At 72.2% G+C, this 16,174-nt stretch carries 15 protein-coding genes; 9 read left to right on the forward strand and 6 right to left on the reverse strand.

Features of this window, described 5'->3' with window-relative positions; translation table 11 throughout:
* Positions 1–15: 15 nt before the first annotated feature.
* On the reverse strand, positions 16–609 hold the full coding sequence (locus D3A59_RS05155; protein WP_119153825.1) for a chorismate--pyruvate lyase family protein: 594 nt from the start codon (positions 607–609) through the stop codon (positions 16–18).
* Positions 610–768: 159 nt separating this feature from the next.
* Here D3A59_RS05155 and D3A59_RS05160 point away from each other — a divergent pair, with 159 nt between their 5' ends.
* The 3 genes from D3A59_RS05160 to D3A59_RS05170 are packed head-to-tail and all read left to right on the forward strand — an operon-like array spanning position 769 to position 3,268.
* A complete protein-coding gene (locus D3A59_RS05160; RefSeq protein WP_119153826.1) occupies positions 769–2,073 on the forward strand; it encodes an NYN domain-containing protein in 1,305 nt (434 codons plus the stop codon).
* Positions 2,074–2,115: 42 nt separating this feature from the next.
* Entirely contained in the window at positions 2,116–2,910 is a 795-nt protein-coding gene (locus D3A59_RS05165) for a type III pantothenate kinase (RefSeq protein ID WP_119153827.1), read from the forward strand.
* Positions 2,911–2,959: 49 nt separating this feature from the next.
* Positions 2,960–3,268, forward strand: coding sequence for an antibiotic biosynthesis monooxygenase family protein (locus D3A59_RS05170; RefSeq protein WP_119153828.1), 309 nt, complete (start codon positions 2,960–2,962; stop codon positions 3,266–3,268).
* A 55-nt stretch (positions 3,269–3,323) separates the two neighbouring features.
* On the opposite strand, the gene hslU is transcribed toward D3A59_RS05170, so the two are convergent.
* From hslU to D3A59_RS05195, 5 genes are all read right to left on the reverse strand, one after another.
* A complete protein-coding gene (hslU, locus tag D3A59_RS05175) occupies positions 3,324–4,655 on the reverse strand; it encodes an ATP-dependent protease ATPase subunit HslU (RefSeq protein WP_119153829.1) in 1,332 nt (443 codons plus the stop codon).
* Between the two features lie 112 nt (positions 4,656–4,767).
* On the reverse strand, positions 4,768–5,304 hold the full coding sequence (hslV, locus tag D3A59_RS05180; RefSeq protein WP_119153830.1) for an ATP-dependent protease subunit HslV: 537 nt from the start codon (positions 5,302–5,304) through the stop codon (positions 4,768–4,770).
* A gap of 102 nt (positions 5,305–5,406) precedes the next feature.
* Complete coding sequence (locus D3A59_RS05185; protein WP_119153831.1) at positions 5,407–7,218, reverse strand: STAS domain-containing protein; 1,812 nt, start codon at positions 7,216–7,218, stop codon at positions 5,407–5,409.
* 116 nt (positions 7,219–7,334) lie between these two features.
* Positions 7,335–7,844 (reverse strand): RNA polymerase-binding protein DksA, encoded by a 510-nt coding sequence (dksA, locus tag D3A59_RS05190; protein WP_119153832.1) that lies wholly within the window; start codon positions 7,842–7,844, stop codon positions 7,335–7,337.
* Positions 7,845–8,171: 327 nt separating this feature from the next.
* Entirely contained in the window at positions 8,172–9,212 is a 1,041-nt protein-coding gene (locus D3A59_RS05195) for a CobW family GTP-binding protein (RefSeq protein WP_119153833.1), read from the reverse strand.
* Positions 9,213–9,364: 152 nt separating this feature from the next.
* On the opposite strand from D3A59_RS05195, the gene D3A59_RS05200 reads away from it, so the two are divergent.
* The 6 genes from D3A59_RS05200 (at position 9,365) to gmhB (D3A59_RS05225) (ending at position 16,173) form a co-directional block, all read left to right on the forward strand.
* Positions 9,365–10,240: an HlyC/CorC family transporter gene (locus D3A59_RS05200; RefSeq protein WP_119153834.1), complete on the forward strand. Its 876-nt coding sequence runs from the start codon at positions 9,365–9,367 to the stop codon at positions 10,238–10,240.
* Positions 10,240–11,760 carry an apolipoprotein N-acyltransferase gene (gene lnt / locus D3A59_RS05205; RefSeq protein WP_119153835.1) on the forward strand — a complete coding sequence of 507 codons (1,521 nt, stop codon included), beginning with the start codon at positions 10,240–10,242 and terminating at the stop codon, positions 11,758–11,760. The genes D3A59_RS05200 and lnt overlap by 1 nt, the downstream gene beginning before the upstream one ends.
* 72 nt (positions 11,761–11,832) lie before the next feature.
* Positions 11,833–12,777: a glycine--tRNA ligase subunit alpha gene (gene glyQ, locus D3A59_RS05210; RefSeq protein ID WP_119153836.1), complete on the forward strand. Its 945-nt coding sequence runs from the start codon at positions 11,833–11,835 to the stop codon at positions 12,775–12,777.
* Between the two features lie 2 nt (positions 12,778–12,779).
* Positions 12,780–14,924, forward strand: a complete 2,145-nt coding sequence (gene glyS, locus D3A59_RS05215) for a glycine--tRNA ligase subunit beta (protein WP_119153837.1) — start codon at positions 12,780–12,782, stop codon at positions 14,922–14,924.
* Between the two features lie 9 nt (positions 14,925–14,933).
* Entirely contained in the window at positions 14,934–15,554 is a 621-nt protein-coding gene (gene gmhB, locus D3A59_RS05220) for a D-glycero-beta-D-manno-heptose 1,7-bisphosphate 7-phosphatase (RefSeq protein ID WP_119153838.1), read from the forward strand.
* A gap of 34 nt (positions 15,555–15,588) precedes the next feature.
* Positions 15,589–16,173, forward strand: coding sequence for a D-glycero-beta-D-manno-heptose 1,7-bisphosphate 7-phosphatase (gmhB, locus tag D3A59_RS05225; protein WP_119153839.1), 585 nt, complete (start codon positions 15,589–15,591; stop codon positions 16,171–16,173).
* The last annotated feature ends 1 nt before the right edge of the window (position 16,174 follow it).

Below are 16,174 nucleotides of genomic sequence, written 5' to 3' on the forward strand. Positions count from 1 at the left end.
AAGACGCGGCCGGCCTCAGTCCCGTCGTGCCGGACGCCTGCGGACCGGGGGCCGCGTCGGCGGCGCCCCGGCATCGGGGTCGAGCCGGCCCAGCGCCGGCAGGAAGCATTCGGTCAGCAAGAGCGGCGCGCCGCGGCGCCGGAACACCGAGCGCCGGGCCCAGGCGCGGCGCACGTCCCCGCGCAGCCGCTCGGGCCAGGCGCGGCGCAGCCGGCGCAGGCAGGGCATGCCGCGGTGCAGCCGCGCGAACTCCAGCGGCGCGCGGGGCACCGGCCGGCGGCCGAACAGCAGCTCGGCCAGCGGCCGCTCGCCCAGGCCGCGCACCGCGCGCCAGACGCCGCGCGCGTGGCGCGCGCACAGCACGCTGCGCGCGGCGACGAGCAGCTGATCGTCGCGCCACAGCTGCACCTCGCGCACGTGCGCGCGGAAGCGCCGCCGCAGCCCGAGCGCGACGAGCTCGTCCGCGGTCGGCCAGGACGTGCCCTCGAAGCTGCGCCGCACCTCCAGCCGCTCGGCGCCCGCGCGCAGCCGCGCGGTGAGCGAGCCCTCGCCGCGCAGCCAGTCGCGCAGCGGACGCGGGAGTGCGGGACGGGACGACCAGGGCTTCACTCGGTGCTCGCGGAAGGGACGGAACGCCGATGGTAACCGCCGCTCCTCGCCTGTCCTATGTCACGGCGCAGCCGTGCCCGAGGCCCGGGCGCGCCGCCCGGGCCCGCGCTGGCGCTATGCTGCGCACCCGTCCCCACCCCGCACCGAGTACCGTCCCGCATGAAAAGCGCCCTGTTCGTCGACTTCGACAACGTCTACTCCGGCCTGCGCAAGCTCGACCCGCTCGTGGCCGACCGCTTCGCGCGCCAGCCGCAGCAGTGGGTGGAGTGGCTCGTCCGTTCTCTGCCGCTGCCCGAGGACGCCCCCGCCGGCGCCACCCGGCGGCGGCTGCTGGTGCGGCGCTGCTACCTGAACCCGCAGGTCTTCCAGCGCTTCCGGCCCTCGTTCAACCGCGCCGGCTTCGAGATCACCGACTGCCCGGCGATGACGAGCGAGGGCAAGACCAGCACCGACATCCACATGGTGCTCGACATCGTCGAGCTGCTGCAGCACGAGACGCGCTACGACGAGTTCATCCTCTTCTCCGCCGACGCCGACTTCACGCCGGTGCTGCGCAAGCTGCGCCGCTTCGACCGCCGCACCACTGTGCTCGCGGTGGGCTTCCCGTCGGCGGCCTACCAGGCCTCGGCCGACCTGCTGATCGACGCCGACGACTTCGTGCGCGAGGCGCTCGGCTTCGAGGAGGACGACGAGGCGCTGCCCGCGCCCGGCGGCGTCGAGGCGCCGGAGCCGCCTGCCCCCCTCGTCCTCGCGGTGCCGCAGCCGGCGGCGCTGCCGCTGCCGCGCCCCCAGGACGCCGAGGAGGCCGCGGAGGTGACGCGCTTCATCGTCGACACCGTCGCCGCGGCGGTCCGGCCGGTGCCCTGCGCACGGCTGGCGGTGATGATCTCCGGACAGCACCGCGAGCTCGCGCGTGACTGGGGCGGCCACGGCTCCTTCCGCCGCTTCGTCGAGACGCTGGACCTGGGCGAGCTGGCGGTGATGTGGAACGCCTCGGGCGGCTGCATCTACGACCCGCTGCGCCACGGCACGCCGACCCAGACCAACGGCAGCGACACGGCGAGCGCCTGGGGCGAGGACGCCGAGCTGTTCGCGCTCGCGCGCCAGGTGAACGAGGCCACCGGCACGCCGCTGCTGACGCCCGCGGAGTACCGCGCGCTGATCGAGGCCGTGGCCGAGGACCTCGCGCAGCGGCCCTTCCAGCTCACCGAGACCGGCAAGCGAGCGCGCGACCGCTGCCGCGACGCGGGCCTGTCGGTGAGCCGCGCCGACGTCAACTTCCTGCTGCGCGGGCTGCTGCTCGGCGGACACGTGTTCGGCGAGGGCCGCGACGACGCTCCGACGCTGGCGCGCCGGCTCGCCGCGAACGTGCTGATGCTGTGCCGGCGCGAGCAGGTGCCGCTCGACGACGCGGCCGTCACCGCGATCGAACGCTGGGTCGGCAGTGCGGGCTTGGCGAGCTGAGCCGCGGACGCCGCAAGGCAGATCACGATAATTCCCATCACCATGAGCTTTCTCGCCATCGACATCGGCAACACGCGTCTGAAGTGGGCGCTCTACGACGCCCCCCGCCCGGACGCCCGCGTGATCGCGCATGGTGCGGTCCACCTCGAGACCATCGACGACCTGGCCGAGACCGAATGGCGGCACATCCCCCCGCCCTCGACAGTGCTCGGCTGCGTGGTGGCGGGCGAGGCGATCCGCCGCCGCGTCGAGGAGCAGCTCGAGCTGTGGGACGTGACGCCGCGCTGGGTGGTGTCGAGCGCCAGCGAGGGCGGCGTCACCAACGGCTACGACCACCCGGGCCGGCTCGGCACCGACCGCTGGGTGGCGCTGATCGGCGCGCGCTCGCGCGTGCTGCGCAGCGGACGGCCGCGCCCGGCGGTGGTGGTGATGATCGGCACCGCGGTGACCGCCGACGCGCTCGACGCCGACGGCCGCTTCCTGGGCGGCCTGATCCTGCCCGGCCACGGCATCATGCTGCGCGCGCTCGAGAGCGGCACCGCGGGCCTGCGCGTGCCCACCGGCGAGGTGGTGGGCTTCCCGACCAACACCTCCGACGCGCTCACGAGCGGCGGCACCTACGCGATCACCGGCGCGATCGAGCGCATGCACCGCCACCTCGCCGAGCACGCCGGCGAGCCGCCGCTGCTGCTGGTCACGGGCGGCGCGGGCTGGAAGGTCACGCCCTACCTCGAGCTCGAGCACGAGCTGATCGACTCGCTGATCTTCGAGGGGCTGCTGCACCTGGGCCAGCAGGAGCGCTTCGCGACGCCGCCGCAGCCGCTGTTCGCGGCCTGAAGCCGGGCGCCGCGCTAGGATCGCGGTTTTCTCCAAGGAAACCGAAGAAATGATCCTCGAAGTCGCCGACATCCTGATCCAGCCCGGCCGCCAGGCCGAATTCGACGCGGCCATCCAGCGCGGGCTCGACACCGTGATCGCGAAGGCCCGGGGCTTTCGCGGCTACAAGGTCAACAAGGGGATCGAGTCGCCCGAGCGCTACGTGCTGATGATCTTCTGGGAGACGCTCGAGAACCACACGGTGGACTTCCGCGAGTCGCCGGCCTTCGGCGAGTGGCGCGCGATCGTCGGCCCCTTCTTCGCGCGCATGCCGCAGGTCGAGCACTTCGAGCTGCTGGCCAAGTCCGGCCAGGAGTGAGCCCGGCCGGGGCGGGGGGCGCAGCCGCCGCCTCGCCCGCGCCCGTCGTCGCGCTTCAGAGGATGTAGCGCGACAGGTCCTCGTTCCTCGACAGCTCCGCGAGCCGCGCCTCGACGTAGGACGCGTCGATCGTGACGCTCTGGCCCTCGAGCTTCGCGGCGTCGAAGGACACCTCGTCGAGCAGCCGCTCCATCACCGTCGACAGCCGCCGCGCGCCGATGTTCTCGGTGCGCTCGTTGACGTCGCAGGCGATCTGCGCCAGGCGCCGGATGCCCTCGGGCGTGAATTCCAGCGTCACGCCCTCGGTGGCGAGCAGCGCCTGGTACTGCTTCACGAGGCTCGCGTGCGTCTGCGTCAGGATCGCCTCGAAGTCGTCGACCGACAGCGAGCCGAGCTCGACGCGGATCGGGAAGCGCCCCTGCAGCTCCGGGATCAGGTCGCTCGGCTTGCTCAGATGAAAAGCGCCCGACGCGATGAAGAGGATGTGGTCGGTCTTGACCATGCCGTACTTGGTGTTGACGGTGGTGCCCTCCACCAGCGGCAGCAGGTCGCGCTGCACGCCCTGGCGCGAGACCTCGGCGCCGCCCGTCTCGCTGCGCGAGGCGACCTTGTCGATCTCGTCGATGAAGACGATGCCGTTCTGCTCGGCGTTGTGCACCGCCTGCGCGCGCACCTCGTCCTCGTTGAGCAGGCGCGCCGCCTCCTCGTCGACGAGCAGCTTCATCGCCTCGGCGATCTTGAGCTTGCGGGTCTTGCGGCGCTGGTTGCCGAGGCTGGCGAACATGCCGCGCAGCTGCTCGGTCATCTCCTCCATGCCGGGCGGGCCCATGATCTCGAGCTGCGGCTTGACGTCGGCGACGTCGATCTCGATCTCCTTGTCGTCGAGCGCGCCCTCGCGCAGGCGCTTTCGCATCACCTGGCGCGCGGTGTTGTCGCCCGCCGGCGCCGGCGAGAGGCCGAAGTCGCTGCGCGGCGGCGGCACCAGCACGTCGAGCACGCGGTCCTCGGCCGCGTCCTCGGCGCGCGAGCGCACCTTGCGCATCTCGGCCTCGCGCGTCTGCTTGACCGCCATGTCCACGAGGTCGCGCACGATCGAGTCCACGTCCTTGCCGACGTAGCCGACCTCGGTGAACTTGGTCGCCTCGACCTTGATGAAGGGCGCGTCGGCGAGCTTGGCCAGGCGCCGCGCGATCTCGGTCTTGCCCACGCCCGTGGGGCCGATCATCAGGATGTTCTTCGGCGTGATCTCCGGGCGCAGCTTCTCGTCGACCTGCTGGCGGCGCCAGCGGTTGCGCAGCGCGATCGCCACCGCGCGCTTGGCCTGGGCCTGACCGACGATGTGGCGGTCGAGTTCGGAAACGATTTCCTGGGGGGTCATGGAGGACATGGTGCGCGCTCGCGGGTGACGGGGAACACGGGAGGGGTCGAGACGCGCGTCCCCGCGGCGGGGACGGCGCGGCGCCGGCGGCGGCGGGCGGGGCCGCGGCCGGCACGCCGGATCACTCCAGCGTCTCGATCGTGTGGTTCTGGTTGGTGTAGATGCACAGCTCGCCGGCGATCTCGAGCGACTTCTTGACGATCTCGCCCGGCGCGAGCTCGGTGTGGCCGAGCAGCGCGCGCGCGGCGGCCTGCGCATAGGCGCCGCCCGAGCCGATCGCGATCAGCCCGTGCTCGGGCTCGAGCACGTCGCCGTTGCCGGTGATGATCAGCGAGGCCTCGCGGTCGGCGACGGCGAGCATCGCCTCCAGGCGCCGCAGCACCCGGTCGGTGCGCCAGTCCTTGGTCAGCTCGATCGCGGCGCGCACGAGATGGCCCTGGTGTTTCTCGAGCTTGGCCTCGAAGCGCTCGAACAGCGTGAAGGCGTCGGCGGTGGCGCCGGCGAAGCCGGCGAGCACCTGGTCGCGGTGCAGCTTGCGCACCTTGCGGGCCGAGGCCTTGACGACGATGTGGCCGAGCGTGACCTGGCCGTCGCCGCCGAGGGCGACCTGGCGGCCTCGGCGCACGCTGACGATGGTGGTGCCGTGGTAGGGTTCCATAAGCGCCTCAGATGGGGGCCGCACGGCCCGCTTCAAGCCCTTGCGCGCGCGCCGGGGACCGCAAGCCCGCCGCAGCGGGCCGCCGCGGCACGGGGCACCGCGTCAGACGTTGCGCACCTTGACGCGGGCATGTTCGGTGATGCCCATCGCGCCGAAGAACAGCGCGAGCAGCCGGTGCGCCTCCTCGAACACGACGGTACGCCCTTCGGTGCGTCGCGCCAGCACCCAGTTGAGCAGGTCGCCGGCCGCGATGAAGTCGACGCGGATCAGCCGCGTGCAGCAGACGTTGACGATCGCCGCGCTGCCCAGCCGCTGCTCGAGCCCGTGCAGCAGGCCGGAGATGTCGCCCACCAGCTGGCCGCAGAGCTCGACCGAGGCGAGCTCGATCAGGGACGGCTCGTGGGTGAGCTGCGACTCGACGAACATCGTCGAGACCTCGCCGATGCGGGTGAGGGGCTGCTCCTGCGCGAAGGCGTCGTCGCCCTCCAGCTGCACCTGGCAGCGCGCCGGCTCCCAGGACGGCGGCGAGACCTCGTAGGTGACGCAGTAGTCGATCGCCACCTCGTCGAACTGGTCGGGCCGGTTGACCAGGCGCAGCGCCTCCAGGCGCAGCAGCCAGTTCGCAGGCTCGACCTCGCGCGCGCCCGTCGGCGTCGCCTCCTGCAGCACGCCGAGCAGCCGGTCCGCGCCGCGCCAGCGCATCTCGAGCGGCTCGCGGCACCAGCCGGCGAGCGTCTCGTGCAGGACGCCGACGCCCGAGGGAACAATGCGCTGCAGGTGGGACCAGTCGAGCACCCAGGGCGCCGGCAGATGGGCCGCCCGGGCCCGCAGCTCCCGGACGCCCGCCTCGTCGAGGTCCTCCGGGCAGACCCAGCCGGCTTCCTGCACCGCCTCCTCGGCCGACTCCGCCCCGGCCGCCGCCGCCGCATCGTCCGCCGGGGGAGGCGCGTCGATCTCGGCTGCCATGCGCGGCAGCGAGAACCACTGCGGCGCCGACAGGCCGAAGCCGCGCGCGAACTCCAGCGCGAGGCTCTCGAACTTCGCCTGCTGGCCGGTGGCCCGGTAGAGGTCGAACAGGGCCAGCCAGGTCTCGGGATGGCGGGCCCGTGCCCCGCCGGGCTCGACCAGCGCGCGCAGCGTGGCCTCGCTGCCGGCGAAATCGGCGTTCGCAAAGGCGATGACGATCTCGTCGAGCTCCGGGTCGTGAACCACCTCGTTGACCTCGACGGCGAAGGGGTCGTAGAGGGCCGCGGACGCTGGAGCCGGCGCCGGGTTTGCGGGCGGCGCGGCGGCCGGGGAAGCCGCGCTCGCGCGGGCGGCCGGGAGCGGCGCGGCGGCCGCTGCAGCGTTGGCAGGCGCCGCCGGGGACGGCGGCGCAGTGCGCGCCGGCAGCGGCGTCACCGGCTGCGGCTGAAGCGTCGGCACCGCCTCGGGCGCCGGCACCGGGCCGGAGCGCGGCGGCACCGGGCGAGCGGGCTGCGCGGCGGCGGCGGCAGGCCGGGCCGGGGCCGTCGCTGCGGCGCCGGCAGCCGCACGTGTGCGCGGCGGGGCCATCCCCTCGCCCACCATCTGCTGCTCGATCGCGTCGATCTTGGCCTTCACGCCGACGTCCGAGCGCGTCGCGAGGTCGCTCATGCGCACCTCGGAGTCGAGGTGCAGTTGCCCCATCGCGCCGAGCACGGCCTCGTTGAGGCCCTCGCGCCGCACCTTGCGCAGCATGTCGAACTCGCGCTTGCGCACGAAGTCGTTGCGGCGCTTGCGCTCGATCGCCGCCTTGAGCTCGGACTTGGCGTACTCGGTCTCGCGGGCACCACCGTGCGTCGAATGGCCCAGCTCGGACCACTCGGTGGTCGGGTGGGAGACGAAGCGCACGACCTTGCGCAGGAAGCCGCCGTTGTCTTTCGTGTCCGACATGGAATCCCTTGTACAGCAGCGAAGCCGGCTCAGTTGCGAACGGCTGTGCGGCGCCGCCCCGCCAAGGGGCGGCCGCACGGTGAGGGGGAGACCCGGGGCGTCACGGCCGCGCGGCCTCAGTCCCCGAACATCTTCTGCTTGAGTTCGCGGCGCTGCTGCGCCTCGAGCGACAGCGTGGCGGTGGGCCGCGCGATCAGGCGGCCGAGCCCGATCGGCTCGCCGGTCTCGTCGCAGTAGCCGTAGTCGCCGGCGTCGATGCGGGCGAGCGCCTGGGAGATCTTCTTGAGCAGCTTGCGCTCGCGGTCGCGCGTGCGCAGCTCGAGCGCATGCTCCTCCTCGATCGTGGCGCGGTCGGCCGGATCGGGCACGATGCTCGTGTCCTCGCGCAGGTGCTCGGTGGTCTCGCCGGCGTTGCTCAGCAGGTCTTCCTTCAGGCGCTTGAGCTTGTTGCGGAAGAAATCGAGCTGCAGATCGCTCATGTACTCGGAGTCGGGCATCGCGAGCACTTCGGCATCGGTCAGTTCGGCCGCCGTCTTCGTCTTCCAGGCATTCGCCAGCTGGGGATCCGCGGAAGCCGCGGCGGCCTTGGGGCTGTCGAACACAGCCGATGCTTGGGTCTTGTTCATTGTTCCTGTCGGGGATGCGCGGGCTGCAGCGCCCGCATTGGAGGACGGAAGGCCGAGGGGGCCGTCAGCACTCGCCGGCCCGGCCGCGCCCGGACTTCACGCGGAGACCGCAGGGGAACCGCCCGGGAACGGGCGCAGCCGCCGGACGCAGGGGTCGCCCGCGGGGCGGCGCGTCCTGGGGCCGGGGTCTTGCTCACGTTCCGTCTCCTCGCAGTTCCATGGGATCGATCCACCTTGTCTTGCGGACCGGGTCTGAAGGGCGCCGCGATTGTAGCGAGGGCGCGGAAGCACCCGGGAGGGGAATCCCCGCACCCGGGTGCCGCCCGTTCAGGCGAGGCACTGCTCCAGACCCTGGGTGAAGATGTCGCGCGGCAGGTCGATGCCGATGAACACCAGCTTGCTCATCGGCGTCTCGCCCGCGGCCCACTTCGGCCCCAGGTCGCTGCCCATCAGCTGGTGCACGCCCTGGAAGATCACCTTGCGGTCGGTGCCGGCCATGTAGAGCACGCCCTTGTAGCGCAGCATGCGCGGGCCGTAGATCTGCACCAGCGTGCCCAGGAAGTCCTCCAGCCGCGCCGGGTTGAAGGCGCGCTCCGAGCGGAACACGAAGGACTTCACGTCGTCGTCGTGATGGTGGTGGTGCGGGTGGTCGCAGTGCTCGCCATGCTCGTGATCATGGTCGTGGTGCGCGTGGTCGTGCGCGCCCTCGCTCAGGAACTCCGGGTCGATGTCGAGCTTGGCGTTGAGGTTGAAGCCGCGCAGGTCGAACACCTCGGAGATCGGCACCTCGCCGAAATGCACCCGGCGCTGCGGAGCGCGCGGGTTCATGTGCTTGAGCCGGTGCGACAGCGCGTCCGCGGCCGCCTCGTCCACCAGGTCGGTCTTGCTGATGAAGAGCTGGTCGGCGAAGCCCACCTGGCGGCGCGCCTCCTGGCGCTCGTCGAGCTGGCGCTCGGCGTGCTTGGCGTCCACCAGCGTCAGGATCGAGTCGAGCAGGAAGCTCTCGGCGATCTCGTCGTCCATGAAGAAGGTCTGCGCGACCGGGCCGGGGTCGGCCAGGCCGGTGGTCTCGATCACGATGCGGTCGAAGTCGAGCTCGCCCTTGCGGCGCCTGGCGGCGAGGTCGGTGAGCGTGGCGCGCAGGTCCTCGCGGATCGTGCAGCAGATGCAGCCATTGCTCATCTGCACGATCTGCTCCTTCGATTCGGTGACGAGGATGTCGTTGTCGATGTTCTCCTCGCCGAACTCGTTCTCGATCACCGCGATCTTCTGGCCGTGCGCCTCGGACAGCACGCGCTTGAGCAGCGTGGTCTTGCCGCTGCCGAGGAAGCCGGTCAGGATGGTGGCAGGGATGAGGCCTTGGGACATATTGAGACCTTTTTGAATGTGGAAAGCAGCCGCAGGGCCCTGGGCAGATTTTTCAAGTTTACGGAGCCTGTCAAGCATGCGGCCGGTGTGCCTTTTATGCCTTGCCGGCATTCGGGTATCCTAAGCCTCTTTCATCACTCTTCGCGCAAGCGATGTCTGACCCTTATCCTGGTCGAATGTCCCGGCCCGCGGACAAGCGCACCCTGCTGTCTCGCGTGGTCGAATTCCTCTCCCCCGGTCCGGACTCCAAGGACGAACTGATCGAAACCCTCGCGGACGCCGAGGAGCGCGACCTGATCGCGCCCGAGTCGCGCGCCATGCTCGAGGGCGTGCTGCGCATGGCGGACCTCACCGCCGGCGACGTGATGGTCGCGGCGCCGCGCATGGACCTGCTCGACATCGACGCCCCCTACGAGGAGCTGCTGCCGGCGGTGATCGACGCCGGGCACTCGCGCTTCCCCGTCTACCAGGGCAAGCGCGAGAACATCATCGGCATCCTGATGGCCAAGGACCTGCTGAAGCTGCAGCGCGCGCCGGAGCTGAAGCTGCGCACGCTGCTGCGCCCGGCGGTGTTCGTGCCCGAGTCCAAGGGCCTCAACGAGCTGCTGCGCGACTTCCGCTCCAACCGCAACCACCTCGCGATCGTGATCGACGAGTTCGGCCGCACCGCCGGGCTGATCACGATCGAGGACGTGCTCGAGGAGATCGTCGGCGAGATCGAGGACGAGTTCGACGACAAGGACGGCGAGACCGGTCTCTACACGCTCGCCGACGGCAGCCTGCGCGTGGCCGGCGACGCCGACATCGATGCCGTCAACCGCAGCTTCGGCGTGGCGCTGCCGGTCGAGGACTTCGACACCATCGGCGGGCTGGTCGCGCACGAGCTCGGCCACGTGCCGCGCCGCGGCGAGACGGTCGAGGTCGGCGGGCTGCGCTTCTCGGTGATGCTCACGCGCGCCGGCGCGGTGCGCTGGTTCAAGGTCACGCGGGCCGAGCAGGCCGCGCCCGAGACGACGGCCCGCAGCTGATGCGGCGCGGGCTCGAACGCGCCTTCGCCGCCGCGGCGGGCCTGCTGCACGCCCAGTCCTTCTCGCATCCGGCGCTGCATGCGCTGCAGCCGGCGGCGCTCGCGCTGCTGGCCTGGCGCGTCGCTCTGGCGCCGCACGCGGCCTCGGCCGCCTGGCTCGGCGGCCTGTTCGGCTTCGGCTGGCTCGCCGGCGGCGTGTGGTGGCTGTTCGTCAGCATGCACCGCTACGGCGGCATGCCGGCGTGGCTCGCGGCGCTCGCCGTCGCCGCGCTGTGCGCCGCGCTGTCGCTGTATCTCGCGGCCGCGATGGCCGCCCATGTCGCGCTGGTGAAGCGCAGCCGGCTGTGGCCGCCGCTGGTGTTCGCCGCCGCCTGGCTGCTGGCCGAGCTTGCGCGGGCGACGATCTTCACCGGCTTTCCCTGGCTCGCCTCCGGCTACGCGCATGCCGACGGCCCGCTCGGGCGGCTGGCGCCCTGGATCGGCGTCTACGGCATCGGCTTCGTCTCGGCGCTGCTCGCGGCGACGCTCGGCCACCTGTGGGCCCGCCGAGGCTGGCGCAGCGCGGCGATCGCCGCCGCGCTGCTCGTGCTGCTCGGCAGCCTCGCCGGCCTGCTGCCGAACACCCGCTTCACCGAACCCTCGCAGACCCTCTCGATCTCGCTGCTGCAGGGCAACGTGCCGCAGGACGAGAAGTTCTCGGCCGAGCACCTGCCGCAGACGCTGGACTGGTACGTGAACGCGCTGCTCGACGCCGAGGGCGAATTCGTGATCACCCCCGAGACCGCGGTCCCGCTGCTGCCGCAGCAGCTGCCCGAGGGCTGGTGGCAGGACCTGGAGCGGCAGCTGGCCCGCCACGGCAAGAGCGCGCTCGTGGGCGTGCCCCTCGGCAGCTTCGAGGAGGGCTACACCAACTCGGCGCTCGGCCTCGTCGACGGCCGCACCGTCTACCGCTACGACAAGCACCACCTGGTGCCCTTCGGCGAATTCATCCCGCCGGGCTTCCGCTGGTTCGTCGACCTGATGCGCATGCCGCTGGGCGACTTCTCGCGCGGGCCGCTGAACGCGCCGTCGCTGGAGGTGCGCGGCGAGCGCATCGCCCCGAACATCTGCTACGAGGACCTGTTCGGCGAGGAGCTGGCCGCGCGCTTCGCCGACCCGGCGCGCGCGCCGACGATCTTCGCCAACATCAGCAACATCGCCTGGTTCGGCGAGACGGTGGCGGTGCCGCAGCACCTGCAGATCTCGCGGCTGCGCGCGCTCGAGTTCGAGCGGCCGATGGTGCGCGCCACCAACACCGGCGCGACCGTCGTCATCAACCACCACGGCCAGGTGACGCACGCACTCGAGCCGCACACGCGCGGCACGCTCACCGCCCCGGTGCAGGGCCGCACCGGCCTGACGCCCTACGCGCGCTGGATGTCTGCCTGGGGCCTGTGGCCGCTCGTCGCCGGCGCGCTCGCCGTGCTGGGATTGGCAGGGCTGTGGCGCCGCCGCGCCGACACGGAGCGCCCTGCCTCATAGAATCCCGGATTCCGCCCGGCGCCGGCGCGCAAACCGCACGCGGCTCGCCCTTCAAGACCAGAGACCATCACGATGCTGACCTTCCAGCAAATCATCCTGCGCCTGCAGGAGTACTGGGACGCCCAGGGCTGCGCCCTGCTGCAGCCCTACGACATGGAAGTGGGTGCCGGCACCAGCCACACCGCCACCTTCCTGCGCGCGATCGGCCCCGAGCCCTGGCGCGCCGCCTACGTGCAGCCGAGCCGCCGCCCCAAGGACGGCCGCTACGGCGAGAACCCGAACCGGCTGCAGCACTACTACCAGTACCAGGTGGTGCTCAAGCCCGCGCCGGCGAACATCCTCGAGCTGTATCTCGGCTCGCTGCAGGCGCTCGGCTTCGACCTGAGGAAGAACGACATCCGCTTCGTCGAGGACGACTGGGAGAACCCGACGCTCGGTGCCTGGGGCCTGGGCTGGGAGGTCTGGCTCAACGGCATGGAGGTGACGCAGTTCACCTACTTCCAGCAGGTCGGCGGCATCGACTGCAAGCCGATCACCGGCGAGATCACCTACGGGCTGGAGCGCCTGGCGATGTACCTGCAGGGCGTGGAGAACGTCTACGACCTCGTCTACGCCAAGGGCAAGGACGGCGCGCCGGACCTGAAGTACGGCGACGTCTTCCACCAGAACGAGGTGGAGCAGAGCACCTACAACTTCGAGCACAGCGACGTGGACTTCCTGCTGCACGCCTTCGGGGCGCACGAGAAGCAGGCCAGGCACCTGATGGAGCAGAAGCTCGCGCTGCCGGCCTACGAGCAGGTGCTCAAGGCCGCGCACACCTTCAACCTGCTCGACGCGCGCGGCGCGATCAGCGTGACCGAGCGCGCCGCCTACATCGGCCGCATCCGAAACCTCGCGCGCAGCGTCGCGGCGAGCTACCTCGACAGCCGCGCGCGCCTCGGATTCCCGATGGCGCCGAAGGACTGGGCGGCCGAAGTGACGGCGCAGATCGAGAAGAACGAGAAGAAGGCGGCCTGAACATGACGACGAAGAACCTGCTGGTCGAGCTGTTCGTCGAGGAACTGCCGCCCAAGGCCCTGAAGAAGCTCGGCGAATCGTTCGCCGGCACCCTCGCCGCGAGCCTGCAGGCGCAGGGCCTCGCCGCGGCGGACGCGGTCGCGACGCCCTACGCGTCGCCGCGCCGCCTCGCGGTGCACCTCACCGGCGTCGCCTCCAGGGCCGCCGACCGCGCGGTGCAGCAGAAGCTGATGCCGGTCGCGGTGGCGCTCGACGCCGAGGGCCGCCCGACGCCGGCGCTGCTCAAGAAGCTCGCCGCGCTCGGCGCGGACGCCTCCGCGGTGCCCGAGCTCAAGCGCCAGACGGACGGCAAGGCCGAGGCGCTGTTCCTCGACAAGCTGATGCCCGGCGCGACGCTGGCCGAGGGGCTGCAGAAGGCACTCGACGAGGCGATCGCGAAGCTGCCGATCCCGAAGGTGATGAGCTACCAGCTCGAGAGCGGCGAGGGGCCGGACTTCCGGCCGGGCTGGACCACCGTGCACTTCGTGCGCCCGGCGCACGGCCTGGTCGCGCTGCACGGCGCCGACGTGGTGCCGGTCGCGGCCCTGGGCCTGCAGTCCGGCCGCGAGACGCACGGCCACCGCTTCGAGGCCGCCGCCGACCCGGTGGTGCTGCAGGACGCCGACGCCTACGCCGGGCAGCTCGAGCGCGAGGGCGCCGTGATCGCCGCCTTCGAAGCGCGCCGCGCCGAGATCGCGCGCCAGCTCGCCGCGGCGGCCGCGCAGGCCGGCTCCGAGCTGCAGCCGGTGCGCGACGAGGCGCTGCTCGACGAGGTGACGGCGCTGGTCGAGCGCCCGAACGTGCTCGTCGGCCGGTTCGAGGAAGCCTTCCTCGAGGTGCCGCAGGAGTGCCTGATCCTGACGATGAAGGCCAACCAGAAGTACTTCCCGCTGCTCGACCGCGCCGGCAAGCTCACCAACAAGTTCCTGATCGTCAGCAACATCCGCCCCGAGGACCCGTCGGCGGTGATCGGCGGCAACGAGCGCGTCGTGCGCCCGCGCCTCGCGGACGCCAAGTTCTTCTTCGACCAGGACCGCAAGAAGACGCTCGAGTCGCGCGTGCCCGGCCTCGCCAAGGTGGTCTACCACGGCAAGCTCGGCACCCAGGGCGAGCGCATGGAGCGCGTGCGCGCGATCGCCGCGGCGCTCGTCGCCGAGGTCGGCAAGGAGCTCGGCTGCGAGCGGCTGCCCGTGGAGGTGGACACCGCCGCGCGGCTGGCGAAGACCGACCTGCTGACCGACATGGTCGGCGAGTTCCCCGAGCTGCAGGGCATCATGGGCGGCTACTACGCGCGCCACGACGGCCTCGGCGAGAAGGTCGCGCAGGCGATCGAGGACCACTACAAGCCGCGCTTCGCCGGCGACGAGCTGCCGCGCCACCTCGGCGGCGCGATCGTCGCGCTCGCCGACAAGCTCGAGACGCTCGTCGGCCTGTTCGGCATCGGGCAGCTGCCGAGCGGCGACAAGGACCCCTTCGCGCTGCGCCGCCACGCGCTCGGCGTGATCCGCATCCTGACCGAGCAGCGCCTGTCGCTCGAGCTCGAGCCGACGCTGCGCGCCGCCGCGCAGGTCTTCGGCGAGAGGATCACCGACCCGACGCCGGCGCTGTCGGACTTCATCTACGAGCGCCTCGCCGGCAGCCTGCGCGAGCAGGGCTACAGCGCGCAGGAGGTCGACGCGGTGCTCGCGCTGCGCCCGCAGCGGCTGCGCGAGGTCGGCGAGCGGCTTGCCGCGGTGCGCGCCTTCGCCGCGCTGCCCGAGGCCGCGGCGCTCGCCGCCGCGAACAAGCGCGTCGGCAACATCCTCAAGAAAGCCGAGGGCGCGGTCGAGCCGCGCGTGGATGCGGCGCTGCTCAAGGAGCCGGCCGAGGCCGCGCTTGCCGAGGCGCTGGCGCGCGTGAAGCCGCGCGCCGACGCGGCCTTCGAGGGCGGCGAGTACACCGAGTCGCTCAGGGCCCTGGCGGCGCTGCGCGAGCCGGTCGACGCCTTCTTCGACGGCGTGATGGTCAACGCCGAGGACGCGGCGCTGCGCGCCAACCGCCTCGGGCTGCTCGCGACGCTGCACGCGGCGATGAACCGCGTCGCCGACCTCGCGCGGCTGGCCGCCTGAGGACGCGCCATGCCGAACATCGACCGTGCGCTGAAGCTGGTGATCCTCGGGCGCGACGGCGTCATCAACCGCTTCCGCGAGCAGCATGTGGCCTCGCCGGACGAGTGGGAGCCGCTGCCCGGGGCGCTGGAGGCGATCGCACGGCTCAACCATGCCGGCTGGCACGTGGTGCTCGCCACCAACCAGCCGGGCCTGGGCACCGGGCTGCTCGACATGGCCGGGCTCAACGCGGTGCACCTGCGCATGAACGAGCTGCTCGCGCAGCACGGCGGCCGCATCGACGCGGTCTTCATCTGCCCGCACACCGCGGAGGACGGCTGCGACTGCCGCAAGCCGGCGCCGGGCCTGCTGAAGAAGATCGGCGAGCGCTTCGGCGTGCCGCTCGCCGGCGTGCCGGTGGTCGGCGACACGCTGCGCGACCTGCAGGCCGCGCAGGCGGCCGGCTGCGAGCCGCATCTGGTGCGCACCGAGCGGGCCTCCGAGCTCGACGACGCGGAGCTCGGCGCGCTCGCGGCGCAGGTGCCCGGCACCCGCGTGCACACCGACCTCGCCGCCTTCGTGCAGTTCCTGATCGAGCGCGACGCCGCCTCGCGCGGCGTGCCGCTGCAGGCCGGGCTCGACAACGACTGATGCCCCGCTCCCCTGCCCTTCCCCGCCCCGCCGCATGAAGCTCATCGTCCTGGACCGCGACGGCACGCTCAACGAGGACCGCGACGACTTCGTGAAGTCCCCCGACGAGTGGCTGCCGCTCCCCGGCGCGCTGGAGGCCGTCGCGCGGCTCAACCGCGCCGGCTTCACCGTCGCCGTCGCCACCAACCAGTCGGGCCTGGCGCGCGGGCTGTTCGACCTCGCGACGCTCGACGCGATGCACGGGAAGATGCAGTCGCTGCTGGCCGCGCACGGCGGCCGCGTCGACCGCATCGCCTGGTGCCCGCACGGGCCCGAGGACGGCTGCCGCTGCCGCAAGCCCCGCCCGGGGCTGTTTGAGCAGCTCGCCGCGCACTACGGCCTCGCGACGCTCGCCGGCGTGCCGGTGGTCGGCGACACGCTGCGCGACCTGCAGGCGGGCACGGCCGCCGGCGGCGAGCCGCACCTGGTGCGCACCGGCAAGGCGGCGCAGATGGGCGAGGCGCGGCTGGCGCAGCTCTGCGCGCAGGTGCCCGGCACCCGCGTGCATGCCGACCTCGCCGCCTTCGCGGACTGGATCATTGCGTCGCAGGGAGCCGGCTCCCGCGGCGCGCAAGGATGAA

The organism is Caldimonas tepidiphila, assembly GCF_003569765.1.
Classification (GTDB): domain Bacteria; phylum Pseudomonadota; class Gammaproteobacteria; order Burkholderiales; family Burkholderiaceae_C; genus Caldimonas; species Caldimonas tepidiphila.